Annotated in this window: 27 protein-coding genes and 1 pseudogene; 22 read left to right on the forward strand and 6 right to left on the reverse strand. The window is 51.2% G+C overall.

Annotated elements, in window-relative coordinates:
- The first annotated feature begins 38 nt into the window (after positions 1-38).
- Entirely contained in the window at positions 39-302 is a 264-nt protein-coding gene (locus AC0LWT_RS08235) for an HPr family phosphocarrier protein (RefSeq protein ID WP_474680754.1), read from the forward strand.
- 26 nt (positions 303-328) lie between these two features.
- On the opposite strand, the gene AC0LWT_RS08240 is transcribed toward AC0LWT_RS08235, so the two are convergent.
- Positions 329-628, reverse strand: a complete 300-nt coding sequence (locus AC0LWT_RS08240; protein ID WP_474680755.1) for a hypothetical protein — start codon at positions 626-628, stop codon at positions 329-331.
- Between the two features lie 188 nt (positions 629-816).
- On the opposite strand from AC0LWT_RS08240, the gene AC0LWT_RS08245 reads away from it, so the two are divergent.
- The 5 genes from AC0LWT_RS08245 to cntE all read left to right on the forward strand — a co-directional run bounded on the left by AC0LWT_RS08245 (position 817) and on the right by cntE (position 6081).
- Positions 817-1491, forward strand: a complete 675-nt coding sequence (locus AC0LWT_RS08245; RefSeq protein ID WP_474680756.1) for a response regulator transcription factor — start codon at positions 817-819, stop codon at positions 1489-1491.
- Positions 1488-2933 carry a HAMP domain-containing sensor histidine kinase gene (locus AC0LWT_RS08250; RefSeq protein ID WP_474680757.1) on the forward strand — a complete coding sequence of 482 codons (1446 nt, stop codon included), beginning with the start codon at positions 1488-1490 and terminating at the stop codon, positions 2931-2933. The genes AC0LWT_RS08245 and AC0LWT_RS08250 overlap by 4 nt, the downstream gene beginning before the upstream one ends.
- Entirely contained in the window at positions 2930-3514 is a 585-nt protein-coding gene (locus AC0LWT_RS08255; RefSeq protein WP_474680758.1) for an undecaprenyl-diphosphatase, read from the forward strand. Before AC0LWT_RS08250 ends, AC0LWT_RS08255 begins: the two co-directional genes overlap by 4 nt.
- Before the next feature lie 24 nt (positions 3515-3538).
- Complete coding sequence (locus AC0LWT_RS08260) at positions 3539-4513, forward strand: alkaline phosphatase family protein (RefSeq protein WP_474680759.1); 975 nt, start codon at positions 3539-3541, stop codon at positions 4511-4513.
- Between the two features lie 359 nt (positions 4514-4872).
- The gene (gene cntE, locus AC0LWT_RS08265) at positions 4873-6081 is read left to right on the forward strand and encodes a staphylopine family metallophore export MFS transporter CntE (RefSeq protein WP_474680760.1); all 1209 of its coding nucleotides are present in this window, start codon (positions 4873-4875) and stop codon (positions 6079-6081) included.
- A 51-nt stretch (positions 6082-6132) separates the two neighbouring features.
- Here cntE and AC0LWT_RS08270 read toward each other — a convergent pair whose 3' ends face one another.
- Positions 6133-6795 (reverse strand): nitroreductase family protein, encoded by a 663-nt coding sequence (locus AC0LWT_RS08270; RefSeq protein WP_474680761.1) that lies wholly within the window; start codon positions 6793-6795, stop codon positions 6133-6135.
- 180 nt (positions 6796-6975) lie between these two features.
- Here AC0LWT_RS08270 and AC0LWT_RS08275 point away from each other — a divergent pair.
- A pseudogene (locus tag AC0LWT_RS08275) lies at positions 6976-7137 on the forward strand (ATP-binding cassette domain-containing protein); the annotation flags it as partial.
- Between the two features lie 128 nt (positions 7138-7265).
- Here AC0LWT_RS08275 and AC0LWT_RS08280 read toward each other — a convergent pair.
- The 3 genes from AC0LWT_RS08280 to AC0LWT_RS08290 form a co-directional block, all read right to left on the reverse strand.
- Positions 7266-7928: a nitroreductase family protein gene (locus tag AC0LWT_RS08280; protein WP_474680762.1), complete on the reverse strand. Its 663-nt coding sequence runs from the start codon at positions 7926-7928 to the stop codon at positions 7266-7268.
- Positions 7929-8022: 94 nt separating this feature from the next.
- A complete protein-coding gene (locus AC0LWT_RS08285; protein ID WP_474680763.1) occupies positions 8023-8490 on the reverse strand; it encodes an Rrf2 family transcriptional regulator in 468 nt (155 codons plus the stop codon).
- 1110 nt (positions 8491-9600) lie between these two features.
- Entirely contained in the window at positions 9601-10422 is an 822-nt protein-coding gene (locus tag AC0LWT_RS08290) for an undecaprenyl-diphosphate phosphatase (RefSeq protein WP_474680764.1), read from the reverse strand.
- Between the two features lie 191 nt (positions 10423-10613).
- Here AC0LWT_RS08290 and AC0LWT_RS08295 point away from each other — a divergent pair, with 191 nt between their 5' ends.
- Positions 10614-11195, forward strand: coding sequence for a DedA family protein (locus AC0LWT_RS08295; RefSeq protein WP_474680765.1), 582 nt, complete (start codon positions 10614-10616; stop codon positions 11193-11195).
- A gap of 23 nt (positions 11196-11218) precedes the next feature.
- On the opposite strand, the gene AC0LWT_RS08300 is transcribed toward AC0LWT_RS08295, so the two are convergent.
- Complete coding sequence (locus AC0LWT_RS08300; RefSeq protein WP_474680766.1) at positions 11219-11896, reverse strand: phosphatase PAP2 family protein; 678 nt, start codon at positions 11894-11896, stop codon at positions 11219-11221.
- Between the two features lie 162 nt (positions 11897-12058).
- Between AC0LWT_RS08300 and AC0LWT_RS08305 the strand changes: the two genes are divergently transcribed.
- The 14 genes from AC0LWT_RS08305 to AC0LWT_RS08370 all read left to right on the forward strand — a co-directional run bounded on the left by AC0LWT_RS08305 (position 12059) and on the right by AC0LWT_RS08370 (position 26353).
- Positions 12059-13333, forward strand: a complete 1275-nt coding sequence (locus AC0LWT_RS08305) for a glycoside hydrolase family 18 protein (protein ID WP_474680767.1) — start codon at positions 12059-12061, stop codon at positions 13331-13333.
- 183 nt (positions 13334-13516) lie between these two features.
- Positions 13517-14632, forward strand: a complete 1116-nt coding sequence (locus tag AC0LWT_RS08310) for an MGDG synthase family glycosyltransferase (RefSeq protein ID WP_474680768.1) — start codon at positions 13517-13519, stop codon at positions 14630-14632.
- 86 nt (positions 14633-14718) lie between these two features.
- Positions 14719-15921, forward strand: coding sequence for an MFS transporter (locus tag AC0LWT_RS08315; RefSeq protein WP_474680769.1), 1203 nt, complete (start codon positions 14719-14721; stop codon positions 15919-15921).
- A gap of 2 nt (positions 15922-15923) precedes the next feature.
- Positions 15924-17273, forward strand: coding sequence for a polysaccharide deacetylase family protein (locus AC0LWT_RS08320; RefSeq protein ID WP_474680770.1), 1350 nt, complete (start codon positions 15924-15926; stop codon positions 17271-17273).
- 154 nt (positions 17274-17427) lie between these two features.
- Positions 17428-18345, forward strand: coding sequence for a hypothetical protein (locus AC0LWT_RS08325; RefSeq protein ID WP_474680771.1), 918 nt, complete (start codon positions 17428-17430; stop codon positions 18343-18345).
- 101 nt (positions 18346-18446) lie between these two features.
- Positions 18447-19184, forward strand: coding sequence for an ABC transporter ATP-binding protein (locus AC0LWT_RS08330; RefSeq protein WP_474680772.1), 738 nt, complete (start codon positions 18447-18449; stop codon positions 19182-19184).
- Positions 19177-19923, forward strand: a complete 747-nt coding sequence (locus AC0LWT_RS08335; protein WP_474680773.1) for a DUF2705 family protein — start codon at positions 19177-19179, stop codon at positions 19921-19923. Before AC0LWT_RS08330 ends, AC0LWT_RS08335 begins: the two co-directional genes overlap by 8 nt.
- Before the next feature lie 15 nt (positions 19924-19938).
- Complete coding sequence (locus AC0LWT_RS08340) at positions 19939-21417, forward strand: sensor histidine kinase (protein WP_474680774.1); 1479 nt, start codon at positions 19939-19941, stop codon at positions 21415-21417.
- Positions 21414-22106: a response regulator transcription factor gene (locus tag AC0LWT_RS08345; protein WP_474680775.1), complete on the forward strand. Its 693-nt coding sequence runs from the start codon at positions 21414-21416 to the stop codon at positions 22104-22106. Before AC0LWT_RS08340 ends, AC0LWT_RS08345 begins: the two co-directional genes overlap by 4 nt.
- A 272-nt stretch (positions 22107-22378) precedes the next feature.
- Positions 22379-23242 (forward strand): VOC family protein, encoded by an 864-nt coding sequence (locus AC0LWT_RS08350; RefSeq protein ID WP_474680776.1) that lies wholly within the window; start codon positions 22379-22381, stop codon positions 23240-23242.
- Position 23243: 1 nt separating this feature from the next.
- A complete protein-coding gene (gene lspA, locus AC0LWT_RS08355; RefSeq protein ID WP_474681037.1) occupies positions 23244-23711 on the forward strand; it encodes a signal peptidase II in 468 nt (155 codons plus the stop codon).
- A gap of 7 nt (positions 23712-23718) precedes the next feature.
- Entirely contained in the window at positions 23719-24462 is a 744-nt protein-coding gene (locus AC0LWT_RS08360; protein WP_474680777.1) for a DUF3105 domain-containing protein, read from the forward strand.
- A 76-nt stretch (positions 24463-24538) separates the two neighbouring features.
- Positions 24539-25414, forward strand: coding sequence for a YitT family protein (locus AC0LWT_RS08365; protein WP_474680778.1), 876 nt, complete (start codon positions 24539-24541; stop codon positions 25412-25414).
- Between the two features lie 282 nt (positions 25415-25696).
- Positions 25697-26353 (forward strand): FusB/FusC family EF-G-binding protein, encoded by a 657-nt coding sequence (locus AC0LWT_RS08370; RefSeq protein ID WP_474680779.1) that lies wholly within the window; start codon positions 25697-25699, stop codon positions 26351-26353.
- Positions 26354-26490 lie beyond the last annotated feature (137 nt).

The following is a 26490-nucleotide window of genomic DNA, read 5'->3' on the forward strand; positions in this document are numbered from 1 at the left end:
GGAAACAAATTTTTATGAGAAGGCGCGGGTTGCAGACAATGAGAGTACATGAATTTATGATCCATTCGGACATGGAGCGCAATGACCTGACCGAAATATCGACGATATCCAACCATTTTGCTTCAGATATAACGCTTACTTTTCAAACGGACAACACCGAGCATACGGTCGATGTCAAGAGCTTGCTGGGCATGCTGCTGCTGCCTATTAAATCGGGTACGACGGTTCGTCTTCTGACCAAAGGCAAGGATGAGGAGGAAGCGCTGAATTTTGTACACGGCTGGTTTGAAAACAAAGCGTAGCTGCGGCGGAAAAGCCGGGAGGGGAATCACAATTTGAATCTTGCGATGTGATCCCACTTGTTCTCCAGCTGCAAAATTTCCTTTTGCCTCGGACCTATCAGGTCGAAATGGGGGTAAGGAGGCCTGTTGTGAATGTAGCGGGGGTCTAAATCGTAGGCTGAGCACCACCTGGCCAAACGGTCCAGATCGGAGCAGCCGACCTTCGTAACCGTGCGAATGCCGGCAAACCGGTCGTCCAGCCAATAGTGGGTAAGATAGGCGATTTCTCCGCGGCTCACGGCTTCTTTCCAGCGCCGCAGCTCTTCTTTTGTAATTCCGAAAGCCATCGATAATTAGACCACCTTTATGCGATTTATGGTTGCAGTATACAGATTATAACATGAACGCCCCAGGCCGCTTGGGGTTTTTTTGCATAAAACGATCGGCCGTTCATCAAAATATCAGAGCCGGTTTCTCATCATATTTTCATCTATTTGCATTATAGTGATGAGGGCGGAGATCAAAGGAGACTGTAATGAAACGGATTTTGCTGATTGAAGACGAAAAAAATTTGGTTCGGTTCATCGAGCTCGAACTGCAGCATGAATCGTTCCATGTCCAGGCCGCTTATGACGGGCAGAGCGGGTTGGAGCTGGCGCTGCAAGAGGAGTGGGACTTGATTTTGCTTGATATTATGCTTCCCAGACTGAGCGGAATCGAAGTGTGCCGGCGCATCCGCGCAGTCAAACGAACGCCGATCATCATGCTGACGGCCAGAGACACCGTAGTCGACAGAGTATCCGGCTTGGACAGCGGGGCCGACGATTACGTGCCCAAACCGTTCGCGATCGAAGAGCTGCTCGCAAGGATGCGGGCCGTATGGCGCAGAGCGGAGGCAGGGGAAAGCGGCCTGCATTCCATGTTGTCGTTTCGCGACATTTGCGTCGATCTGGATGCCAGAACGGTTAGCAAAGCGCAGCAGCCGGTCGAGCTGACGAAAAGGGAATTCGATTTGCTGGTCATGTTCCTGCGGCACCCGAATCTGGTGCTGACGCGGGACATGCTGCTCGACAAAGTATGGGGACATGACACGATGGTAGAAACGAATGTCGTTGACGTGTACGTCAGATATTTAAGGAACAAGCTCGATGAAAATAAAGCGGATAGCTTCATACAATCCGTCCGCGGCCTGGGATACGTAATGCGATGAACATTTTCGGACACCCTTCTGTCATTCAGCGGATCCGGCAGCGGCTCTCCCGGTTGCCGGTCAAATGGAAGCTGAGCTTGTGGTCGACTCTGCTCATCTTTTTGTTATTCGGCAGCTATAACTTTGCCCAGTACCTTGTATTGAATAACTGGATGCTCGCTCAGGAAAAAGGCTTTATGCAGCAATCCATGTCGCAGCTGGACAGTTATTTTGAAGAAAGAAAAGCGGAATTGAACGATGCAACCGTAAAGGATGCGGCTCCTTTTATTGAAAATTTGCTGGAAAACAATCAGATGATCCGGATCCTCGACCGCAATGCGAATCCGGTCATATCGTTAACGGACAAGTTCAGTCCGGACTGGATTGTTCCCCAAAGCGCGGCCGTCCCGGAAAGGCTGGAGTTGAAAATCAACGACGATCACGTGCTGGTATATCGAAAGCCGCTGCTGACAAGCCATTTTCAAGGAACGATAGAAATTTCCAATCATCTTGAAACTTTCGATCATTTTAACAAAGGTTTGGTCTGGGTTATGGTGATCGGCGGGTTATTGGCATTTCTCATAAGCGGAATCGGCGGTTTTATGCTAGCCGGACAATTCATGCGGCCTGTCGCGGCGTTGGCGGCGGCCATTAGAAACGTCAAGAAAAAAGGTCTGCACGAACGGGTGAATCACTCCGGGAACGGGGACGAGTTCTCCAAGCTGGCGCAAATGTTCAACGAATTAATGAGTGAGTTGGAACAATCCTTTAATCAACAAAAGCAGTTTGTCGAGGACGCATCGCACGAATTACGGACACCGGTTACGATTCTGGAAGGCCATTTGTCGCTTCTAAACAGATGGGGCAAGCAGGACCCCGCGATTTTGGACGAATCTTTGCAAGCGTCGCTTCAGGAAGTCCGCCGTTTAAAAGGGATCGTTCAGGAATTGCTGGCTTTAACGAAAGCGGAAACGAACAGATTGGCGGTTCAACCGGAAACTGCCCTGCTGCAGCCGGTCGTTCTTCATACGGTTAACAGTTTTGCGGCTTTATATCCGGATTTTGCTTTTAAAGTTGAAGCGGAGGAGCTCGCAGATGTGAGATTGCCTGTCGCGGCGCTGCATGTAGAGCAAATTTTGCTCATACTGCTCGACAATGCGGTCAAATATTCCGCCGATGTCAAATCGGTGCTTGTTCAAGGAACCGTAAGCAAAAGCGCCGTACATCTCAGCGTCAAAGATCATGGCATCGGCATACCGCAAGACGAACTGCCCCGCGTATTCGACCGGTTTTACCGGGTGGATAAAGCGAGAAGCCGCGAACAGGGAGGGACCGGGCTCGGACTGTCGATTGCGCAAAAGCTGGTTGATTTGTACCAGGGCCAAATTCTCATTTCCAGTGTCGAAAATGAAGGCACGGCGATCACCATTACGTTTTATAAAGAAAGCAGGGAACCATCATGAACGACGTGATTTTTAAAATGATTTACGGGCTGACGGGGCGATTTCCCGCGCTCGATACGTTTGCGGCCGTATTTTCGCAAAATGCGCATTGGCTTGTGGCCGCGCTGCTAATTGTATATTGGTTGAAAGGGAATCAAAAATCGACGATTTTTGCTTTGTTTACGGCAATGCTGGCCTTATTGTTCGGGCAAATCATCGGCACCGTATATTCACATCCGCGCCCTTTTATGGCTGATGCCGCGGTGCATTCGTTAATCCCGCATGCGGCCGATTCTTCGTTTCCGAGCGATCATGCGCTGGCCTCGTTTTCACTTGCTTTTGCCATATGGCGCACCAACCGGAAGTGGGGCATCGGCCTGCTGGCGTTGGCGGTTGTGATCGGCTTGGGCCGGATATTTGTCGGCGTCCATTACCCCGCGGACATTGCCGGCGGCGCTGTCATAGCCCTGTTGGCGGCATTCGCCGTGATTCGCGCGGAACGCCTTCTCGAGCCTGTGGTACAGTTCATTTTAAAGCTTTATCGAAAATGCTTCCCTTTCCTGGGAGCGAACGATCAACCTTCCCATTCTTCCAAAATGTAAATCAAGAACGGAGGCCCGATTGAGATGAAAGCTATTTGTTGGCTGCTGTCGGTCATCCTGCTGCTCGCCGGCTGTTCCCCCGCCGGAGCCGGAAAGGGCGGGCAATCCGCGCCTGCCGCTACGGCGCCGGAGCAAACGGCGACGGCTGCTCCGGCGAACACGCCGCAGCCGGTCAAACCGGCGCAGCCCACGGCATCTGCTCAGCCTGCGCAGCCCACGGCTCCACCGGCCCAAGGTGCGGCCGCGGCTAAGCCGGACCACGTTGTGATCGTGGTCGAAGAGAACCACTCCTATGAAAAGCTGCTGGGGAATACGTCCGCGCCTTATATCAACTCGTTGGCCGAGCAGGGGGCTTTTTTCACCCAATCTTATGCTGTCGCACATCCGAGCCAGCCGAATTATTTGGTTCTCTTTTCCGGCTCCAATCAGGGGGTTAAGGACGATTCTTGCGGCCATACCTTCAAGACGCCTAACCTCGCCAGCGAGCTGCTTCAGGCCAATTACACATTCGGAGGCTACTCGGAAGATCTGCCTTCCGTCGGTTCAACGGCATGCACGCACAAGCAGTACGGGCGAAAACACAGCCCTTGGGTGAACTTTACGAACGTGCCCAAAGAGGCCAACATGCCGCTTGAAAGCTTTCCCGCCGATTACAGCAAGCTGCCGACCGTCTCGTTCGTCATCCCGAACTTGGATCATGACATGCATGACGGCACGATCCAGGCAGCGGACGATTGGTTGAAAAAGCATCTCGACGGCTATGTGCAATGGGCCAAAACCAACAACAGCATGCTCATTCTCACCTGGGATGAAGACGATTCCTCCAAAGATAATCATATTCCGACGATTATGGTCGGCCCGATGATCAAGAACGCGAAATACGATCAGCGAATTACGCATTTGAACGTACTGCGTACGCTCGAAGACATGTACCGGCTTCCGTACATGGGCGCCACGGCAGACGTGTCCGCCATTCAAGGCATATGGAAGCTGCCGTAAGGAATGAAGTAGAGGCAAACTAAGAGGAGAGAGCACGAGGCCAGGGATTTCTCAGCCTGTTTTCGTAGAACAGTCAAAAGAGGGCGCCGCCGAAGCGGAAAATTTTGCTTCCAGGGTGCTCTTTTTTGCGTTTTGTTATCGAAAACAGAAAACTCTTGTAATATGGACACGTTTTGTTATAGAATCGATTTCGATGATTATGATAATCATTATCGAAATTTACATATGACAATCGGGGATTCCGCAGGGGAGAGCGGCTGTGGAGCAAATTTTGTCGAATCCTGCCAACGAATATACGAAAATGCTTTGGAATTCCAGATTGTCGGCAGTTACCAGCAGCGAATAGGAGTCGAACGGAATTGAAACAACCTGAATTGAAACAAACGGGATTCAAAGAAAACCCCTTCAGTAACCGGGCCGTGTGGCTGTATGCGGTTGCCTTTCTGTTTTATGCGACAAACCATATGCTGATCATTGCGCTGCCGTTTTTTTCGCAGGCGCTTGGCGCGGGCCGTTCGGAGATCGGCATCATTATGGGGGCCTATATGTTCGTCTCCATGTTTTTACGTCCGGTTGCGGGCGCTGTTGTCGATCGTTTTGGCTCGAAAAAAATATTTTTGGCAGCGCTTGTGCTGAATACCATTGTGCTGGGCAGCTACACGTTCGAGACCTTGTGGGCGTTTGCCGTCATGAGAGCTCTACAAGGTGCGATACTCGCTTTTTTTTCCATGACGATTCACCTGCTCATTATCGACCTTTTGTCCGACAAAGTGAGGGGACAGGGGCTTTCTTTGCTTTCGCTTTCGTCCATGCTGCCTTATACATTCGTGCCCGCATTGGTTTTATTTATGAAAAATGAGGTATCGATGACGTCCATGCTGCTGTTGTTCGCCTGTATGGGCTTGGTCAATATTATCATGGGTTTCCGGCTGTACCGGACAATGGGGCCGCAGGTGGAATCACAGCGGCAGGCAGAGGCCGCTCTCCAAGCCGGCAGCGGTAAAAGGAGAGCGAACAGGGCGCTTGTGTTTCCATCGCTCGTCATGCTTCTGGCGTCGATTGTGTTCAGTGTGGCGCCCACATTCCTGCCTTTATATTTGGAGGGCAGGGGGATACACTCGGCTCCGCTCTATTTTCTGACGGAAACGGCGGTACTGATCGTGATCCGTTTTTTTGGACGGAAATACATTCCTTCCTCCGAATCGTTTCCGAAATGGCTGCTCGTTGCGCTCATCAGCTGCTTTACGCTATCGCCGGCACTGCTGTCGCTATCGGTTTCCACGCCTGTACTGCTTGCCGCTGCGGTTTTTAACGGGCTGGCGTTGTCTTTGCTGTACCCGACGCTCATGACTTACATTACTTTTGTCGTTCCGGAGCAGGTTCGCGGCTATTCAATCGGTTGGTTCATTGCCGCGGCCGATTTCGGAACCTCTTCGGGAGCTTTTGTGATGGGCCTGATCGCCGACCAATTTTCCTACCCGGCAATGCTGGGCACAGCAGCCTGCATCGGGGCGGCTTCGCTCGTGCTGACCCTGCTTTATCGCGGGCAAAAGGCGGTGGCCCCGTGAGTCTGCCGGTTGTCGATCGAATATCGAAGACGTATGTGTCTTCGGCTTGTGTTACGCCTTCGGCATTTCGTTGAAGAAGGCTACATCTTCGATTGGCAGCCTTACCGTCGGATGGCCGGGTTTCGCCGCTTTGCCGAGAGCGATAAGCATAACGGACACGTAACGCTCCGGAATGGCGAAAGTTTCCGCGAATTTGGCTTTATCATAGCCGGCCATCGGGACGGTGTCGTAGCCTTTGGCGCGGGCGACAAGCATGAGCTGCATCGATATCAACCCGCCGTCGAGATAGACGACTTGGCGAATTGTTTCGGGCGGCATGCTCGAATACCCCTCGTTAATGCGCTCGAGGAACGATTTGGCCGTATCCGCAGGCATGTAACCGGCTTCGACCGCTTGACCGTAAATCTTCTCGGCCAATTTGAAGCTCTCCGTATCCCCAAGAATGGCGATGACGGCCGAAGCCTCGACCACTTGCTGCTGATTGAACGCGATCGGAAGCAGCTTTTGCTTCAGTTCCGGCGAATCGATGACGAGAAAGCGCCATGGCTGCAAGTTGGCGGATGAAGGAGCCAGCGTCGATTGCTGCAATATTTCGGTCAATTCCTCGCGTGAAATTTTCACATCGGGATCATAGCTCCGGACGGATCGGCGTCCTTGAATTACATCGAAAAAAAGTTGCTGCTCCAACGCTTGAGTCGGTTGTGAAACGGACATGGTTTTCTCCTCCTGTATTCTGTGCGTAAATTCACACAGTATAGTGTAAAAAAAGATTGCCAAACTGTTACATATATAAGTACAGTATAGCGTCCGCGTTTCTGACTGTCAATTCCGATAATTATCGAGTCTCTTAGCGAAGAGACGGTTGGCCTCCAAGCGGTTGATATGCGGTAGATGCCCAGGCAAATGAGCGGCGGCCAACTGCATCGCGTCAATATCGCGCGGGCGATCGAGCTTAAGCTGAAATTGATTGTGCTGGACGAACCGGTCAGCAGCTTGGACATGATCGTGCAAAAGCAAATATTGCTTCATCTGAAAGATTTAAAAGAATCGTTCGGTCATCGCCATGATGCATCACAGTCCCGCAGCAAAAACACCCCTATAATAGTCATCGGTTAGAAAACACCCGGGTGTTTAACCAGAGTCTATTACTAGGGGTGCTTTTCAGCGTAGGGATGCGTTGATTGTTATGCCTTCGGCATTTCGTTGAAGAAGGCTACATCTTCGATTGGCAGCCTTACCGTTGGATGACCGGGCTTCGCCGCTTTGCCGAGAGCGATAAGCATAACGGAAGCGTAACGTTCCGGAATGGCAAAAGCTTCCGCGAACTTCGCTTTGTCATAGCCGGCCATCGGGACGGTGTCGTAGCCTTTGGCGCGAGCGACAAGCATGAGCTGCATCGATACCAGTCCGCCGTCAATCAAAGCGCCTTGGCGAATAGCTTCAGGCGGCATGCTGGCGAACATGGCGTTATAGCGCTCGACGAACGATTTGGCCGTATCCGCAGGCATGTAACCCGCTTCGACCGCCTGGCCGTAAATTTTCTCGGCCAATTTGACGCTCTCCAAATCCCCGAGAACAGCGATGACGGCCGAAGCCTCGACCACTTGCTGCTGATTGAACGCGATCGGAAGCAGCTTTTGCTTCAGTTCCGGCGAATCGATGACGAGAAAGCGCCACGGCTGCAGGTTGGCGCCTGAAGGAGCCAGCGTCGCTTGCTGCAATATTTCGGTCAATTCCTCGCGCGAAATCTTCACATCGGGATCATAGCTCCGGACGGATCGACGGCCTTGAATTACATCGAAAAAAAGTTGCTGTTCCAGCGCTTGAGACGGTTGTGAAACGGACATGGTTTTCTCCTCCTGTATTCTGTGTGAAATATCCCACAGTATCATATAAAAAAATATTGCCAAACTGTTACAGATAATTCACAGTATAGCGACCTCATCGCCGGATGTCAATTCCATATTCGTAATTGTCGAGCCTTTCCGCCAAATCGGCGATCGTGTAACTGCCGAGCACTTCGCGCACGCTGCGGTCCATTTCCTGCGAAATATCGCCGAGGAGCGCTCTCATTTGCATGCCCAACGGATGCGTTCCCGTTTTATCCGTCATCCCGCAGCATAGCGGGTTGCCGGCCTGAAAAACATGATACAATTCAGCCAGCGTAATCGATTCCGGGTTCTTTTTCAGCCGATAGCCGCCGTCGCGCCCCTCTCGCGTTTCGAGAAATCCTTCGCGCGCCAGAACGGCGAGAACCCGCCTAAGCAGCGTCGCCTCCGATTGCAAATAACCCGCGATTTCGACGCTCGGGCACGTGAGCGTATGTTCCCTGGACAAAATGATTAGTGCCTGAACCGCTAATCCAAACCACTTCGGTTGGGCATTGCCGGTACATTTTTCCGTTTCCATGCTGTATCTCCTTTCACGCCCGGGGTGGCTGTTCCAGCTTCTGTGTTTATCTGCACATTGTATCGTGAATGCGACAAGTAGAGCAAGTGCAAAAAAGAAACTCCACGGCTATGGAATGTTACATCAAGAGATGTTGGCGAAGGAAAGCATGCAAATCCGCAGGGATATGGAGGAAAGGAACAGAGGAAGAGCCGTACACTTGTGGGCTTTTGCTTTTGTACTTTGTTAGGGCAGCCAGAGGGGGGCCTAATTTGGACGCAGCCGCTCATGAAGCGGCCAAGTAAGGCAGTCCGAAAAGTCTGCGAAAATTGTGCTGGCTATCCAGGAACCCGCAAGCCAGAGCCGGTCGCACAATCTGGTTGCGCGAAGAAAACCTGCAAAAGTCAGGCTGCCCACGAAAGTTGCTACCCTCGATAGGGCTACGGGAAACAGTGAGGCCCTAAATTAGAGGGACAGCCGCTTTTTCCGGGCGCGCACCTCTCCTTCTGAGATCGCGGAACTGAACAAAATGGAAGAGAGACATCGTGGTAGGGAAAAAACCTGCGAAAGTACAGGTTTTTTCGCTGGAATGGGCTTGTTTTGGCGAAAAGCCTGCAAAAGTGCAGGAATTTTCGCTGAAAATGAATCTGGGTCCATTAGTTCGGTGAAAAACCTGCACTTTTGCAGGAATTGTTCGTGGACAGTGGTCAAGGACGCAAATTCATGTATTTTTGCAGGTTTTCTTCGTGCAGCCAAGCAAAGTGTGGTTATCGCCTCTGACGCGGGGGTTCTACGCAGGTTTTCCTGGCGTAACCAGGCAGGCGTGCTGCTGCCGCTGAGCAGAGCCTTCGGCTGGAGCAGACTTCGTCCGGCCGACCGCCGCCATGCAGCGCGACACTGCGAGCTGGAGCTGCGAGCTGCAGAGCCTTCGGCTGGAGCAGACTTCGTCCTGCCGACCGCCGTCATGCAGCGCGACACTGCGCGGAGGAACTGCGCGCTGCAGAGCCTTCGGCTGGAGCAGACTTCGTCCTGCCGACCGCCGCCATGCAGCGCAACACCGCGCGCAGGAACCCCGCTATTCACAGCGGGGACAGCAAACCTGCCGCGTCCAGGCGCTCACCACCGCCCGCACTACAAAAAGTACAACAGCAGCATCACGACGCCGACGACCCAGCAATAAATAGCGAAAGGGCGCATCGCATGAAATTCATGCTTTTTAAACCATTTCATCAGGAACCAGACGCTGAGGTAGGCGAAAATACCTGAAAAAAGCCCGCCGATCAGGGACATTTGCAGAAGGCCTCCGACGCCGGATTTGGCGAGCTTGGGCACTTCGATAATTCCCGCGCCGATGATGATCGGAGTGGCCAGCAGCATCGAGAAGCGCGCGGCAGCTTCGTGCTTGAGCCCTACCCAGAACCCGGCCGTCATGCTGGCGCCGGAGCGGGAAAATCCGGGAATGAGCGCAAGCGACTGGAACAGCCCGACGATAAGCGCCTGCCTCCAACTGAGTTCCTCAATCTCCTTCGTTCCGCGGTGCGCCGATTTTTCCCCTATGTAGAGGAGAAAGCCGTTTACGATAAGGAAAAATGCCGTAGAGCCGACATTGCTGAACATATGGCGCAGCGCTTTTTCCAAAACAACGCCGATGATCGCCGCGGGGATCGTCGCGATCACGAGTCTGCCCAGCAGCAGCTTCGCTTTGCCGTCAGTCCGGTCAAAGAGCGAGCGGATAACTTGCCACCACTCTTTGCGAAAGAAAACGAGCAGGGCCGCGGCGGTCCCCAAGTGGAGCATCACGACATAAGGCAAAAAATGCTCTTTTAAAAATTGATCGTCCAAATTCCATTGAAATACAAAAGGTGTAAGCACTCCGTGAGCTACGCTGCTGATGGGAAATAGCTCGGTAATACCTTGAATAATCGCAAATAAAATCGTTTCCCAAAATCCCATAATTCAATTGCCTCCCATACATTTGTCAAATCCAGCCTCAACTACTATATCAATCTCGATCCATAGTTTCATGAGAATTTCATTAATTTTGCAAAGCAGACTTTTTTCTCATTGTTCTCTCATGTTAATTGCCGCCGGATGTGTTACGATCATGTAAGTAAAGGCAGGTGCTGCTGATGAGTCACTCTTTTATGACATTTATTTCCCATTATGGGTACGCGGCCGTATTCGCGCTGCTGTTCGTAGGTATTGTCGGTTTGCCGTTACCCGTAGAACTACTGCTGCTGGGGGTAGGCACCATCGCCCTCAAAACAAATCTTCATATCGTCTGGATCGTCTTCTTCGCCTGGCTTGGAGCCAGCGCGGGAATGACTTTAAACTACGCGCTCGGACGAAGCGTCGGGCTCAAACGAATCGGTTACGTCACCAAATGGGTCGGGCTTTCGGAAAGCAAATTGGAGAAATGGGCCGATTCCTTTACCAAATACGGTTTCATGCTCGTACTGTTCGGCTACTTTGTAGCAGGTCTCAGACACGCTTCGCCTTTTATTGCCGGCGCTATCCGGATGCGGTTTTCCCGGTTTTTATGGACTGCGTACGCCGGAGCGTTAGGCTGGATTCTTATTCTGGTGCTGGTCGGTCAAAAGGTCGGACAGCATTGGCACCAGCTTTTCGCGTTTTTGCACCACCCGGTCGGGATCGTCGTGCTGGCGCTTATCGGAATCGGGATATTTTGTATCAAAAGCAGGCTTCGCCAGCGCCGGTTTTCATGAAAACAAAAACCTCCAAATCCACATTAAGTGGGCTTGGAGGTTTTTTGATGACCGATCTTTTGCGGAGCGCGATGCTCCATGTACCATTGAAACAGCCAGACGCATAAAGCGAACCAAAACGCGCTCGCAAAGTAGGCGCCGACGACGTCGCTCGGATAGTGTACGCCCAAATAAATGCGGCTGACGCCGATCATGACCGTCATAAAGACGCAAAACAGAATAACGGCCGTTCTTCCGAGGCGGGTGGAAATGTGTCTCCAAAGCAGAAAAGCGATCGAGGCATACAGAGCAAAAGCCGCCATGGAATGGCCGCTAGGGAAGCTGAAGCCCGTCTCTTCGATCAGTCTGTGAAGGGTGGGCCGTTCACGGCGAAATATGCTTTTGAGAATGGAGTTGATTATTGGGGTCCCGACAACAACGGCGAGAAACAGGATAAGCTCCAGGCGATGCCGCAGGATGAAAAAAAGAAACAACAGACTGCAGACCGAAATGACGACCACGCTTTGGGTCGAGCCGATCAGCGTAAAGCATTTCATGATTACAGTGAGCCACGGTGACTCCAAACCTTGCACAAAACCTATAACGCTGCTGTCAAAATTCGCGACTCGCCTTCCGTTGATTATGGAAGCAATCACCGCGAAGCAAAGGAAGCACAAAACGGCCAAAATCGGTACAAATGCAATTTTCGAGCTTGATTTCATGAAACGGGTTCACCTGCTGTATGTAAAATGGACGAAGTTTAAGTAGTATACCATATTATGGACGGTTAATACGAATTTTGACCGATACTATGTTTGGAACCTCTAAGGCACCGGCGGAATAATGTGGATATAGAATGCTTTAGGCGAGAGTGAGGGAAGGCCGTGCTCATTCATGTGGTGCGAAGAGGAGAAAATTTGTGGCTGATTTCCGGGCGTTATGGGATTGATACGAAGAGGATTGCCGAAGCCAATGGGCTCGAGGACCCGAATCGTCTGGCCGTCGGTCAGGCGTTAGTCATCCCCGGGCTGTATCCCGAATATATAGTACGACAAGGGGACACACTCGGCTCGATTGCCGCCGGCTTCGGCGTTACCGTCGAGGCTCTGGCCCGAATCAATTCGATTACCGATACGACCCGCATTTACCCGGGACAAATTCTGAAAATTCCGGAGCAACCGAAGCCGATGATCGACGTTAACGCCTATACGAACGCATTTGGCGAGAGAGACGTGCAGGCGGTCAGGGAGGACGGCAAGCATTTGACTTACTTGACTCCTTTTGCCTATCGCATGAAGAGGGACGGGACCTTGTCGCCCGTTCGCGATGAGAGACTTATTGCCGAAGCCTATGCGAACCGCGTAGTACCGGTTATGTCGATTACTAATTTTTCGGCCGTAGAAACAGGTTCAAGGCTGGCACATGACATATTGTCAAGCGCCGACACGCAGGAAAAGCTGTTGACGAACATCATTCGGATCATGGAAGCAAAAGGGTACCGCGGCCTTAATGTCGATTTTGAGAATGTGTATCCTGCCGACCGCGAATCGTACAATCAATTTCTCCGGCTTGCCGTACGCCGTTTGCATGAACGCGGGTTTTTCGTCTCATCCGCACTCGCTCCGAAATCGAGAAGGGAACAAAAAGGCCTGCTCTACGAAGCGCACGACTATGCCGCGCACGGAGAAAGTGTCGACTTCGTCATACTCATGACCTATGAGTGGGGATACCGCTTCGGTCCTCCCCAAGCCATATCGCCGATTCAGGAGATCAGACGGGTTCTGGATTACGCCGTTACCGAAATTCCCAGAAACAAAATTATGATGGGCTTCCAACTATATGCGCGAGATTGGCTGCTTCCTCATGTACATGGACAGCAGGCGGAAACATTCGATATGCAGGAAGCGGTGCGCCGCGCGATCCGGCACAGAGCCGAGATCAAATATGACCGCAAATCCCAAACTCCGTATTTCCGTTATGCCGATGAGAGGCGGCGGCTGCATGAAGTATGGTTCGAGGACGCAAGAAGCGCTCAAGCGAAGTTCGACCTGGTCAAGGAATACCGGTTGAGAGGAATTAGCTATTGGGTGCTGGGTTATCCTTTTCCACAAAATTGGATACTGCTCGAAAACAATTTTCAAATTCGCAAACTGCTGTAAAATGGCTTTTTTAGCCTGTTGAACGGCCTCCGGCAGGCTGGGATCATCATGAGCGCTCATTTTTGATGATTTCCATATATACTCTTTTCATCCCGGTTTGATATACTTCTATATAGATGCAATCGATGTTTTTCTCATTTTTGTCCCATACTAGTAGGGAGAATAAAGGAGGAGGCCTTCGCTTTGAATGAAAATCCGCGAATCTTGCTACTTACGGCCAGTTACGGAGATGGGCATTTGAAAGCGGCCCATGCTTTGAAACAGCGATTTCATAAGCGCGGTATTACGCACGTCCAGACAATCGATTTAATGCAGGAAGCTCACCCGTTGATCAATAAAATGTCGACCATTACATATTCATGGAGCTTTCAGGCTTCCCGCTTCGGCCTTAATTATTATGGCTGGAGCTACTATTTAACAAGCCAATCCAGCGAGCAAAATCCGTTAAGCACATGCCTCAACCTGATGGGCAAAAAAAAATTGACGCAAATCATTGCCCGCGAGAGGCCGGATGCGATCGTCAGCACGTTTCCCTACGGAGCGGCGCCTTCGGTCGGCCGGGCACTGCAAATTCCGGTCTACACGATCATAACGGATTTCACGCTTCATTCCCGCTGGGTACATACCGGAATCGATAAATATTACGTCGCCTCCGGCGATTTAATGAATGCCCTCATCTCGTCCGGGGTTCATCCGGACAAAATCGCCGTCACGGGAATTCCTCTGCGGGAAACGTTTGACGAAAATTTGCGCACGGATGCTGCGAGAAATCGGGTTCTGATCTTGGCGGGCTCGCACAGCGTGCCCCGGACTACCGCGGAAATGATCGGCAAACTTTTGGCGATTCAGGGCATCCGGGTCACTGTTGTATGCGGCCGAAATCAGCGGCTTGAACAGGTCCTTAAGCAGCGGTTTGCAGACAGGCCTCATGTGCGGATATTCGGCTTTGTGGAAAATATCCACGAGCTGATGGCGCACTCTGGCTGCATCATAACCAAAGCCGGAGGGCTTACACTGGCCGAATCGCTCGCCCTGCAGGTTCCCGTATTTATATTTAAACCGTTTGCCGGCCAGGAAAGGGAAAATGCCATTTATTTCTCGGAAAAAGGCGTGACGTCCATCTCCAATCATATGAATGAATTGATTGTCCAAATGGAACGGTTTGTATCCGATGAATCACGCTTTGACGAAATCAAACTGCGGATGGCCTCGCTGCAGAAAACAAACGCCGCGGACCTCATCGTAAGGGACATATTAACCGAATTGGGCCGATCGGACCCTGCCTCCGCTTATTCTTGAGGCGGGTGCATGATTCTCGAAGCACAAGGGGATACCACTGTATAAGAGCGATGGATTCACGCAATTTGTATAGGTAGGTGAATGACTTGATCCCTAATCTAAGCAAGTTCCTGCCCCGGCACTTTATTTTATATGCCGCCGTTCTATTTTTAGTGGAGTTTGTCAGGGGAGCGTTCCTCGTTTCGTTTTTGCCGACGTATGCGGTGAATCAATTAGGTTTCTCCGTTGCGACCGTAGGAATCGCCGTTTCCATTCATTATATAACGGACACGCTCCTAAAAAGTTTTGCCGGCTATTTATTGGATCGTTTTTCTTTGAGATGGATCGTCAATTTGGGCTTATGCATATCGTTCGCCGGACTTTTGATGGTCCGGTACGCTTACTATCCGTGGGTTCTGGTGGCCGCCGCGGCGGTTTTTGGCATCGGCATTTCGCCTATATGGCTCGTATGCCTCAGCAAAGTAAAGCCGGACAACCGCGCTTCGCAGATGGGGATGCTGTATTCCTTTTGGCTGGCCGGCATCGGTAGTGGTCCGATCATCATCAATTTTATCATCGACCAAAGCTACAAGACGGCTTTCATCCTGATGCTGCTGCTGTGGGCCGCAAGCTGGGCATTGTCGCTGTTTATAAGCAATGCCAGGCAAAGCGCGGTGATGCAAGTTTCATTCGACAAGCAGCTGGGCATGCTGTGGGATCGTTTGCGGACGATGAAGTCACTCATTCCGGGCATGATTTTGCAGACGACGGCCGCAGGCATGTTAGTCCCGATTTTGCCGAGCTTTGCCGTGAAACAGCTGGGTTTGCATTATTCGCAATATTCTTATATTTTGATTGCGGGCGGTTTGTGTACGATGCTGTTTTTGATTCCGATGGGCAAGCTTTCCGACCAATGGGGAAGAAGATGGTTTTTGATCATCGGTTTTTCCGTCTTTGCCCTTTCTTTGTACGGATTGACGCTGCATCCCGCATTTTGGGCGGCTGTAGTTATGGCTGCCGTGCTCGGTTTGTCCTACGCGGCGGTGCTTCCTGCGTGGAACGCGCTGCTGGCTCAATATGTGCCGAAGCAGCAAGCGGGCATGGGTTGGGGATTGTTCTCCAGCGTGGAAGGAATCGGAGGCATCATCGGACCGGTGCTGGGCGGCTGGCTGGCAGCTGTCTGGAGTGAGAACGCCGCTGTCTTGACAAGTTCCGTGCTGCTTGGCTTTATCGCCGTATATTACTTGATCTTTTCGCCCGAGGGCTCGGGAAACAAGCATAAAGACGATCTTCCAGGGGGAGTGCGCTGAGCATGGATGACTTTATGTGGTTCATCATTATCATATTTTTGATCTATACGATACTTCCGACGTTATTGATCCGTTTGTTCGGATTCGGCGTGTACAAAAAAGGGAAAAACGCAAGCGCAAGCGGAATCGCGCTGACGTTCGACGACGGCCCCGATCCCGAATATACGCCGCAGCTGCTGGATCTGCTCAAGCGTTACGACGTGAAAGCGACGTTCTTCGTTCTTGGATCGAAGGCGGAGAAGCATCCGGAGCTGATCACGCGCATCCATCGGGAAGGCCATTTGCTGGGGATACATAATTATGTGCATTGGGCCAATGCGCTAATGACCCCGAAAAAAGTCAGAAAGCAAATTGAGCAATCCGTGCAGGCGATCGAGAACATCATCGGAGAGAAGCCGGTGCACTACCGTCCTCCGTGGGGCGTTATCAATTTATTCGACTTGCTGCTGCTCAAGCGGTTTCGAATGATATTGTGGTCCTTGATGGTGAGAGACTGGAGCAGTACGGGGGGAAAGGAAAGGATCAAGCGGGAGCTGTTGTCCAAGCTGAACAGCAACGATGTGATCGTGTTGCACGATAGCGGCCAGACGTTCGGCGCGGACGCCGATGCCCCCGATTATATGCTGGAAGCTCTCCAGGAATTCCTCGAAGTATGCAAGCTGAGGGGGTGCGTATTTTTGCGGATTGACGAAAAGATGCGGCTGGACGAAGAAGCGGACAAAGAACCGGTTGTTTTATCGAAAAGAATTCTCGTGTATGTATGGTTAAAGTGGGAGCACTTATTTCACTTTTTTTTCAAAGTAAAACCGGTAAGCCCGCACAACCGGATGTTCTATATCAGACAATGCAAGTATTACGGGAAGACGATCCAACTGCAAGAAGGGGATGAGCTGCGTTCGGGGGACGTTGTTGTCGAGCTGCATTTCAACAATGAGCAGTTGTTCGAGATGGCTTCCAAATCGGGTTCGGTCGTACATCTCGCAGTCCATATGATTCGCGAAGCCAGGCGATGTTTCCCTAACATATCGGAGTGGCTGTCCGAGAGAAACGATGTAAAGGCCTTATACGGCGTCACGATGATTCATCAGGGCACCGGGAAATTGGGATTTACCGTGGAGGATTTGCCGAAAGGCGCATTTGCCCGGCTATCGAAGCTGTACTTGCGGCTCTTGCTTTATATGATGCATCCGGAAGGCAAGAAGCGGCTCAAAGCGCCGGGAAACCTCGCCTCGCCTAAAATCATCGCCATTTCGGCCAAAGAATTTTTGCGCAGATATCCGGTCCGCCCGGACGTACAATTGGAAGTCGATTCGAAAGGGTGGAGCGCCGCCCAGGTCGAGGAAGTGCTATAATCGTTCATATTCAAAGAGCTGCCGGCAGCTCTTTGTTTTATTTCCACATCAATCTGATTTAAGAAATATTTAAGAAATGTTTCACAAGGGTTTCATTTTTGGCACCTATGATTAGCGGTGTAAGACAAATATATACACCGTATAGGAGGATAACATGAAAAAGAAGTGGTTGATTCTGGGAAGCGCTGTTGGGATTAGCAGCATCGTCATGGTAACGACCGGGTTTAGCGCACTAGCCAGCACGTCCGGCTACGATGCCTACAAGTCCGCGCTCAAAAACACGAAAACCGTCAAAAATGTAACCGTCCAAGCCGCTGCGAATCTGCAGGACAATGGAGCTTCACTGATTCAGGCAAGCGGAAGTTTTAAAGTGAGCCCGGATACCAAAACGTTGAGCGGAAGTGCGGACGTAACTTCGAATGGCTCGAAGCAATCGTTTGACATTTATAAGCAAGACAATGAAACTGTATTCAAATCCGGTGCAAGCGACGTCTATTACGTGAAACAGGAATCGGAGCAAAAGCATAAAAAAGCAAAAGAAACCGCTGATCCGGCCATTTCCCAGCAAGTCGAAACGGTCATCGACGCGCTGGTGGGCAATTTGAAAGATTACGTTGCGGTAAACGAACAGGCAGACGGTTCGAAACAAATTTCCGTTTCCCTTGACAGCACGCAGCTTCCGGCCGTCGTCAATGCGATCGCGCCAATCGCCATCAAAGAAGCGGCCAAAGAGCACGGACAGCGGAGCGCGGCAGGCAACAGCGATCCTCAAGATTTGCCGTTCCAGGAAAATTTCCTGAAAGCGGCCGTGCCTCAATTGACTCAAGACATCAAGGTTGAAAAAGTAGCTGTCAAAGCGGACGTGAATGCGTCCAACTATATCGATCACCAGGAAGCCGACGTAACGGTGTCCGGAAAAGATGCCTCCGGCACTGCACACCAGGTGACGCTGCACCTGCAGGCGGATCTTTCGGGCTACGGCAGCACGACGCCGGATACGATCGACCTTACGGGCAAGACCGTACAGCAAATCAAGCATGAGCGCGGCGGCAAGCACGAAAACAACGACTAACGAATAAATTCGTTCTTATGCTTTTACACATATTTGAAGCAGACAGGCCTTTTATCTGTACGGCCTGCCTGCTTCACCACAATTCCGAGGAGGAATGCCGGATGGACCCTATACTGGAAACGCAGTGCCTAACGAAAGTTTACGGCAATGAAAGAGGGATACGCGATATCAGCCTTCAGCTGTACGAAGGGGACGTGTATGGATTGCTCGGTCCCAATGGGGCGGGGAAGACGACGTTCCTGAAGCTGATCACCGGGCTGATCCGCGCGGATCAAGGCACGGTCACCTTATTTGGCGCCGATATGTCGGATCGATACGAGGCGGGTATGCGGCACGTCGGCTGCATGATCGAATCGGCCGATTTTCACGATTTTCTGACCGCATGGCAGTATTTGCAGCTGGTCGCGCGATTTTATCCGGGCATCGGTGAACGGCACATGGAAGAAGCGCTGGATGCGGTCGGCCTGCTGAAAGTACGCAAAGAGAAAATCAAACATTTCTCGACAGGCATGAAGCAAAAGCTGGCGTTAGCCACGGCCATTTTACCGGAACCGAAGCTTGTTATTCTGGATGAACCGACGAACGGCCTCGATATCGAAGGCACGGTCATGTTCCGAAAGCTGATCAAACGGCTGTCCGAAGAAAAAGGGACATCGTTCATCATTTCAAGCCATATGATCCATGAGCTGGAGCAGCTGTGCAACCGGGTAGGCATCATTGTGCAGGGGCAGCTGCAAAAAGAGGGGCACGTCTCCGACCTGCTGCACAGCAATCAATCGCTGGAGCAATTTTATATCGACGAGCTGCAGCTCGCAAAGGGGGATCAGCATTGTGCATAGATGGAAAGCGGGGTATATCAACGAACTGCTTCTGCTCCTGTACCGCAAAAAAGTGGTCATGTTCGGCATCTTTTCGGCCATATTGCCTATACTGCTTGCGCTTTCGCTGCACGCGCTTCAGCCTGTATTAGGGCTCGTCGCCGTCAGCCAATCGTTTCCCGTCCAAATGCTGGACATCTACACCGCCGTATGGATTCCGCTGTTTATTTTGACGATTACGGCCGATCTGTTTCCGCATGAGGTCGCTTCCCGGACCTTGAAGCTAGCTCTGCTGCGGCCGAATTCGCGTCTGCAAGTATTTTTCGCCAAAACGGCGGCACTGGCCACGGGTATCGCAGCTTTGCTCGTTATTTTGGCCATCGTTACGTGGATTTGCAACCTGGTTGCAGGTACGACGGCAGGCCTTGCGGAAGGAATCGGCATCATCAAAGCTTATGCGGCCGCCTTCGTCTCCATGGTCGCTCTGTCCGCTGTCTTTGTTTGCATCGCCCAGTTTTTTAAAAGCGCCAGCGGCTTCATGGTATTTACTATCGTCGTGTACGCCGCCGCCAAAATCGCTCCGTTCCTGTACAGCCCGGTTTCCGCCTTTTCGCCGGCTTCCTACACGGATTGGCACATGCTTTGGCTCAGTCCGACGGTCGCGGCCGGCAAATTGCTGACAGCTTCGCTTTTCCTGATTTCCAGCTGCATGTTGTTTTTGGCGCTTGGTTACTATAAATTTGACCGAAAAGAAGTGTAAACGGGGAATCCGCTTATGTCGATACGTGTAAAGCTGCTGCTCTCTTACGCAGCCATGCTCATTATTCCGCTAGTCATGATGATCATTACTGCCTTGCTGCTGGTCGTCGTTTTCCGCGGCGATTTTCAAAGCATCCGCGACCAGTACGGCACCGGCGAAGGGTTTTTCGAGAACCACAACGTGGAGCGGACGATGAAAGAGATGCGGCGTACAGCCGAAAAAAATCCGTCGATGCTGGCGGACGCGGCTTATTTGGCCGATCTGGATCAAGAGCTGCAGGCGAACAAATCGTATCTGATCGTCCGCAAGGGCGGCCATGTTGTCTACGTTTCGCCCGCTTTTCAGCAGGCTGAAGTTTTGAACCATTTGCCAGCTTTCGACCGTCCGGGGCATACGGAAAAAGAAGAGCCCGTCCGGTACGGAAACCAGCTGGAAGAAATCATGCATTTCGATTTTATGTACGCAGACCAGTCCCCGGGAAGCGCATTCGCGGTGACGGCCGTCGATCCGCTGGTGAATTTTGCCCAAAAATTTTTCCCGATCTTGTTCATAACTCTTGTCGTTATTCTTATTCTTACGCATACTTTGCTGACTTATTTTGTATCCAGAAGCATCATCAAACCGCTTCAGAAGCTTAAAAACGCGATGAAACGAATGAAGTCGGGCGATCTGGATTTTCATATGGAACCGACCAGCAAGGATGAAATCGGGCAGCTCAGCATCGCATTTGAAGATATGCGCAGACAGCTGCACCAATCGATTCAAACGCAGCTGCAATACGAAGAAAACCGCAAAGAGTTGATCTCCAACATTTCCCACGATTTGCGCACGCCGCTGACGGCCATTCGGGGATATGTCGACGGAATCGGCGACGGAATTGCGGATACGCCGGACAAACGGCAAAAATATATCGAGATCATCTCATCCAAAGCCGAGGAAATGGATCATTTGATCGATGAGCTGTTTTTGTATTCCAAACTGGATTTGAAACGGCTGCCGTTCCATTTTGAAACCGTAGATATTCGCGCTTTCTTATTGGATTGGTCGGATGAACTGGAATTTGAACTTGGAAAAAAAGGCGTCCATTATGATTCGGATATCATATTCGAACAGCAGACGAAAGTGTCTATCGACCGTGATAAAATAAAACGGGTATTTTCCAACATTATGGACAATTGCATTAAATATATGAACAAGCCGGAGAAGCGCATTCATTTGCGGGCTTGGAAAACGGATGAACATGCCGTCATCGAACTGACGGATAACGGGCAGGGGATCGATGCGGCTGCGCTTCCTTACGTATTCGAGCGGTTCTACCGGGCGGATCCTTCCAGAAACAGCCACACGGGCGGCAGCGGGCTTGGCCTGGCCATCTCCAAGCAAATGATCGAAGGCCACGGCGGGACGATCGAAGCGCGCAGCGTGAAGGGCGAAGGCACTTCCATAACGATCACACTGCCGCTTAAAACGGATAAAGACGGTGATAAACGATGAACCAGAGTATTTTAATCGTAGAAGACGAACAGCTTATTGCCGAGTTGGAACGAGACTACCTGGAGGTCAACGGCTACAAAGTCGATATCGCAACCGACGGCGAGCAGGGCTTGACGCTGGGCATGAGCGGGGAGTACGACCTGATCATTTTGGATTTGATGCTGCCCCTGATCAGCGGTTTCGAGGTATGCAGGCAAATTCGCGAGAAGCATAACATTCCGATTCTGATGGTAACCGCCAAAAAGGAAGATATCGACATCATCCGCGGTCTCGGACTCGGCGCCGACGACTACATTACGAAGCCGTTCAAGCCCGGGGAATTGGTCGCCAGAGTCAAGGCGCATTTGGCCAGGTACGAGCGGCTGACCGGTGCCAAGGACAACAAGGACGAAATTCGCGTCCACGGGCTGCTGATCGATTACGGTTCGCGGAGAGTTTTTGTGAACGAGCGGGAAGCGATTTTGACGACGAAGGAGTTTGATCTGCTTTATTTCCTCGCTGTGAACCCGAACCGCGTATTCAGCAAAGACCACCTTTTTGAGCGGATATGGGGGATGGACGCGCTCGGCGATTCCCAGACCGTTACCGTCCACATCCGCAAACTGCGGGAAAAGATCGAAGCTGGCGCCTCCAATTCCCAATACATTGAGACCGTATGGGGAGCGGGTTACAGATTCCGGTTAAATTAATGCGCCAAAAGCTTAAGTCGTGCCAGTGACCGACTCACTTGCGGGTTAAGCTCTTTTGGCGTTTTTTGTGGAGTTCCATACCGCCGCTGTCATGAGAGCCGTCGATTTACCGCCCGCAGTCGGTTTATACAGGACCGCTGCCGGCGAAATGAGCGGAGCGGGTGCGCAAAAACATAAAACTTTACACACGAAGTTTATTATTATACACTAAGTTACGAAAAGTAATTAACTTTCGTAATTCGATGATATGATTTTCAGAAAGGAATGATCGTATGGCTGGGCTAATGGATGCAAATATCCGGCTTGGAGAATTGAAAGTGAAAGTCAGTCAGCTGGACCGGTCCGTCCGGTTTTATCAGGATGTCGTCGGCCTGAAGGTGCTGAGCCTCGGGGCCAATACAGCCAACCTTACCGCGGACGGGGAAAGCACCTTGATCGTGCTTGAGGAAGTTCCGAACGCCATCGTCACACCCCGGCGGTCTGCGGCAGGGCTGTATCATTTCGCGATACTGCTGCCCGAAAGGAAAGACCTCGGACTTTCCTTGCGCAATCTGATCGAGTCCGGCATTCACATCGGTCAAGCGGACCATCTGGTGAGCGAAGCTTTGTACATTACCGATCCCGATCATAACGGCATCGAAATTTACCGCGACCGCCCCCGCGACAGCTGGCGCCGCGACGCGGAAGGCAACTACGTGATGGCAAGCGATCCCATCGATTGGGACGGCTTGCTGGAAGAAACCAAAGGCCGCGACTGGCAAGGGCTGCCAGCGGGTACGACGATCGGGCACGTCCATTTTCATGTAAGCGACCTTGAGGCGGCGAAGCAATTTTACTGTGACGTGCTGGGGTTCGACATTGCCGCTGACGCCCGGAGACTGATGAGCGCATTGTTCATATCGGCAGGCGGCTACCATCATCACATCGGACTCAACATCTGGGCCGGAGTAGGGACGCCGGCGACGCCGCCGAACGGAACGGGGCTTGCTTATTTTACGATCCGATTCCCCGATCAAGCCGCACTTGCGCCTACGCTCGAACGGCTGCGGCAAGCGCAAATTCCGGTTGCCGAGCAGGACGGAGCATGGGTTATTCAAGATCCGTCCAATATCGCCATAAGACTGGTCCTTGTTTGAGATGCTTTTTTATCTTATAGCACTGCTGGTTGTAGGCGTCGATCAGTTGTCCAAAATATGGATCCGCCTGCACATGCAGGTCGGCGATTCGATCGTGATCTGGAACGGCGTTCTGGAGTTTACCCGTTACGAAAATAGCGGAGCGGCTTTCAGCTCCTTTCAGGGTTACGGCCGCTTGTTCGTTCCGGTCGCCGTCTTTTTCGTCGGCGCCGTCTTGTATTACCGCCGGAAAGGCGTGCTGCAAGGTCCCGTTAAGCAAGCGGCAGCCGCGTTCCTCGTCGGCGGTGCTACCGGCAACGCAGTGGACCGGATCCTGTTTAACCAGGTAACGGATTTCATTCATTTTCAATCCAAGAACGGGATATTGAATGCTGCGGATTACGCGATTAATATCGGATTGATTTTGTTTGTGCTTGATGTGTTGATATTGTCCAAACTCTCACTTTTTACTCGAAGAACGGAAGGTTAACACAATTATGGATATGAATCAAATGGATCATTCATCGCATGCAGCAAGTTCTTCATACTTATGGCTGCTGTTACTCGGCATCGGTCTTCTTGCGCTCGCTGTAATCGGATACGTCTATGCGTCCAGACTGAACAAAGAAAATACGAGCCGGTTGAAAAAAGATCAGAAAGCCGCTTTGAAAAAGAAAAGCAAAACCGCGCTGCTCGTTTCGCACGCGCTGCTCGCTGCCGCCGTCCTTGTTACCGGAACGTACTTCATCGTGAACGCAAGCGGCAAATATAACGTTGAGGCTTTAAATTTCGGCGTTCCGATTCAAGTAACGACCGATAAAGATTACGGCAGAGGGCATTCCGACGATCCGCAGCATTACGAGATGAAAATTCCGACATCGGGCACGCACAGTCCCCACGATCTGAAATTCGGCTTTTACACGGAAAAACCGCCGACTGAGAAGCTTGTCCACAATTTGGAGCATGGAGATATCATCATCTACTACAAACCGGATGCGGACGCAAGCGTAATCGAGCAAATCAAAACGCTCTCCAAGTACAAAAAAGCGGGTTCAGGCGTACTCGGAGTGCCGAACACGGACATTCCAGCCGACAAACAGATCGTCGTGAACGCGTGGACTAGGACGATGGAATTGACGGCGTTTGACGAGAAGCAGATCGGCACTTTCATTTATCAGTATATAAATAAAGGACCGGAGGTTATTCCTCCCGAGATCAGGCAAGGCGGCGGCACCATGTAAGAGCGCAAGGGAAGAAGAGAGTAGAACCCGTCGGATTGGATATAATAGGCGGAAGAAACTTTCGGAGGATTCCCGCATGCATACCGTTATCGCCCAACATCCCAAACTTTCGAAAATAAAGCTGATTCGGCGCATCTTTTTACTTGTGCTCGGATCGGCTTTATTTTCCGTTGGCCTGGAAATTTTTCTCGTCCCTAATCAAATTATCGACGGCGGCATTACAGGCATTTCGATTATGCTGGCGCATTTGTTTCATCTGCCGCTCGGGCTGCTGCTGTCCGTGCTCAATCTCCCTTTTCTTTACGTCGGTTACCAACAAATCGGCAAAACGTTTGCCGTTTCGACGCTGTTCGCCGTCATCTTGATGTCCGTCGGCACCGCACTGCTCATACCGGTCAAGGCGATTACGGTAGACCCGCTGCTTGCCGCGGTATTCGGCGGCGTCATTCTGGGCATCGGCGTCGGGATGGTCATCCGCTCGGGCGGTTCCCTAGACGGGACCGAGATCGTCGCTATCCTGATCAGCAAGAAGTCTCCTTTTTCCGTAGGCGAAATCGTCATGTTCATCAACTTATTTATACTCGGGAGCGCAGGCTTCGTCTTCGGCTTCGATCATGCGATGTATTCCCTGATCGCCTATTATATCGCTTTCAAAATGATCGATATTACGATCGAAGGGCTGGACCAGTCCAAAGCCGTATGGGTCATCAGCGACAATTCCGAGGACATCGGGGCCGCATTGAACGACAGATTGGGCAGGGGAGTTACTTATCTCCATGGCGAAGGCGTCTTTAGCGGCGGCGACAAAAAAGTCATTTTCACCGTCATTTCGCGGCTGGAAGAGGCCAAGCTCAAGTCGATCGTGGATGAGATCGATCCTTCGGCGTTTCTTGCTGTCGGCAATATTCACGATGTCAAAGGCGGAAATTTCCGCAAAAAAGATATCCACTAAAGCCGATGCGGCAATCCTCGGCTGGGACACAATCCCCGGACGGGATTGAGATAACGGGCAATTTTGTTTATAATATCCATATCGCCGGACGTGGAGGTGGTACAGATGGCAATTAGAGATTGCCGGATTGGCACAGTCTCATGCAAAGCCCATTTTAGAGGCGATACTTTGCATGGGCGTACAATTGTTCCAAAATAATCGCCCGAACAAAGCATACATCGTTTCTAATACTTGGCTTTGCACCTTATTTCAATCTATTAACAAATAAGGGGCTGGACCTGTATGTGTGAACCATTTATTAGAAACCATCAATATAATTTTATTAAAAAGCAGACGCATTTGCTGCTGCAAACGCTCAGAACGGTTGCCGATCCGAAGGTGCTGGAATCCGTCAGATACGGCACGGAAACGAAAATAGCGGAACTGCTGCAGGAAGCTGCAGACGACGACCGCAAACAAATCGTGGAACGGATCTCCGCATTGGAAACGGCAGACGATTTCCAAACGTATTTGAGGGCGGTAGAGCCGCATTTGGCGGCATTTCCGCAAATTTCGGAAAAACAGATTCAGAAGCTTTTTCCGAAAAACAAGAAACTAAAGGTTCCTGATTTATCGACGATAGACTACCGTTATGTAACTTATTTGAGCTGGACCGACATCTCGACCAATAAATTGTTCATGGTTTACCATAAAGACGGGCAGTTCGTTGGGGTTGAGGGCCGATTTACGCCCATTAACAAGAAAAGTTATTGCTTTTTATGCGGCAGATACGAGGAGCTCGCTTTATTTACGGCGATATCCAAAAAAAGGCCGGCTCATTCTTCGCCCGATTATTATAAAGCGGTAGGCAATTATTTGTGCATGAACGGCCATGAATGCAACAAAAACATCACGGACATTTCCGCTTTGGAGAAGTTTGTGGAAAGTGTAACAGGCTAGACACAGCTGATCGGATGGGGCTGACCATACGTCCTTATATTCGGACGGCCATCGTATCCAGGGTGTTTCGCAAACAAGGTAGCACCATGCAAGCGTAGAAAAAAAGCTTAGTCTGATATCCCCGGCAGGCGGGGTTC

The organism is Paenibacillus sp. sgz302164 (assembly GCF_056120505.1).

Bases quoted from the DNA above. Each gene is read 5' to 3' on its own strand.
- AC0LWT_RS08255 (WP_474680758.1), top strand. From the start codon at position 2,930: ATGAACGACGTGATTTTTAAAATGATTTACGGGCTGACGGGGCGATTT.
- AC0LWT_RS08290 (WP_474680764.1), bottom strand. From the start codon at position 10,422: ATGGGATTTTGGGAAACGATTTTATTTGCGATTATTCAAGGTATTACC.
- AC0LWT_RS08360 (WP_474680777.1), top strand. From the start codon at position 23,719: ATGGATATGAATCAAATGGATCATTCATCGCATGCAGCAAGTTCTTCA.
- AC0LWT_RS08260 (WP_474680759.1), top strand. From the start codon at position 3,539: ATGAAAGCTATTTGTTGGCTGCTGTCGGTCATCCTGCTGCTCGCCGGC.
- AC0LWT_RS08345 (WP_474680775.1), top strand. From the start codon at position 21,414: ATGAACCAGAGTATTTTAATCGTAGAAGACGAACAGCTTATTGCCGAG.
- AC0LWT_RS08350 (WP_474680776.1), top strand. From the start codon at position 22,379: ATGGCTGGGCTAATGGATGCAAATATCCGGCTTGGAGAATTGAAAGTG.
- AC0LWT_RS08250 (WP_474680757.1), top strand. From the start codon at position 1,488: ATGAACATTTTCGGACACCCTTCTGTCATTCAGCGGATCCGGCAGCGG.
- AC0LWT_RS08240 (WP_474680755.1), bottom strand. From the start codon at position 628: ATGGCTTTCGGAATTACAAAAGAAGAGCTGCGGCGCTGGAAAGAAGCC.
- AC0LWT_RS08245 (WP_474680756.1), top strand. From the start codon at position 817: ATGAAACGGATTTTGCTGATTGAAGACGAAAAAAATTTGGTTCGGTTC.
- lspA (WP_474681037.1), top strand. From the start codon at position 23,244: ATGCTTTTTTATCTTATAGCACTGCTGGTTGTAGGCGTCGATCAGTTG.
- AC0LWT_RS08330 (WP_474680772.1), top strand. From the start codon at position 18,447: ATGGACCCTATACTGGAAACGCAGTGCCTAACGAAAGTTTACGGCAAT.
- AC0LWT_RS08340 (WP_474680774.1), top strand. From the start codon at position 19,939: ATGTCGATACGTGTAAAGCTGCTGCTCTCTTACGCAGCCATGCTCATT.
- AC0LWT_RS08325 (WP_474680771.1), top strand. From the start codon at position 17,428: ATGAAAAAGAAGTGGTTGATTCTGGGAAGCGCTGTTGGGATTAGCAGC.
- AC0LWT_RS08365 (WP_474680778.1), top strand. From the start codon at position 24,539: ATGCATACCGTTATCGCCCAACATCCCAAACTTTCGAAAATAAAGCTG.
- AC0LWT_RS08300 (WP_474680766.1), bottom strand. From the start codon at position 11,896: ATGAAATCAAGCTCGAAAATTGCATTTGTACCGATTTTGGCCGTTTTG.
- AC0LWT_RS08270 (WP_474680761.1), bottom strand. From the start codon at position 6,795: ATGTCCGTTTCACAACCGACTCAAGCGTTGGAGCAGCAACTTTTTTTC.
- AC0LWT_RS08285 (WP_474680763.1), bottom strand. From the start codon at position 8,490: ATGGAAACGGAAAAATGTACCGGCAATGCCCAACCGAAGTGGTTTGGA.
- AC0LWT_RS08280 (WP_474680762.1), bottom strand. From the start codon at position 7,928: ATGTCCGTTTCACAACCGTCTCAAGCGCTGGAACAGCAACTTTTTTTC.
- AC0LWT_RS08320 (WP_474680770.1), top strand. From the start codon at position 15,924: ATGGATGACTTTATGTGGTTCATCATTATCATATTTTTGATCTATACG.
- AC0LWT_RS08235 (WP_474680754.1), top strand. From the start codon at position 39: ATGAGAGTACATGAATTTATGATCCATTCGGACATGGAGCGCAATGAC.
- AC0LWT_RS08370 (WP_474680779.1), top strand. From the start codon at position 25,697: ATGTGTGAACCATTTATTAGAAACCATCAATATAATTTTATTAAAAAG.
- AC0LWT_RS08295 (WP_474680765.1), top strand. From the start codon at position 10,614: ATGACATTTATTTCCCATTATGGGTACGCGGCCGTATTCGCGCTGCTG.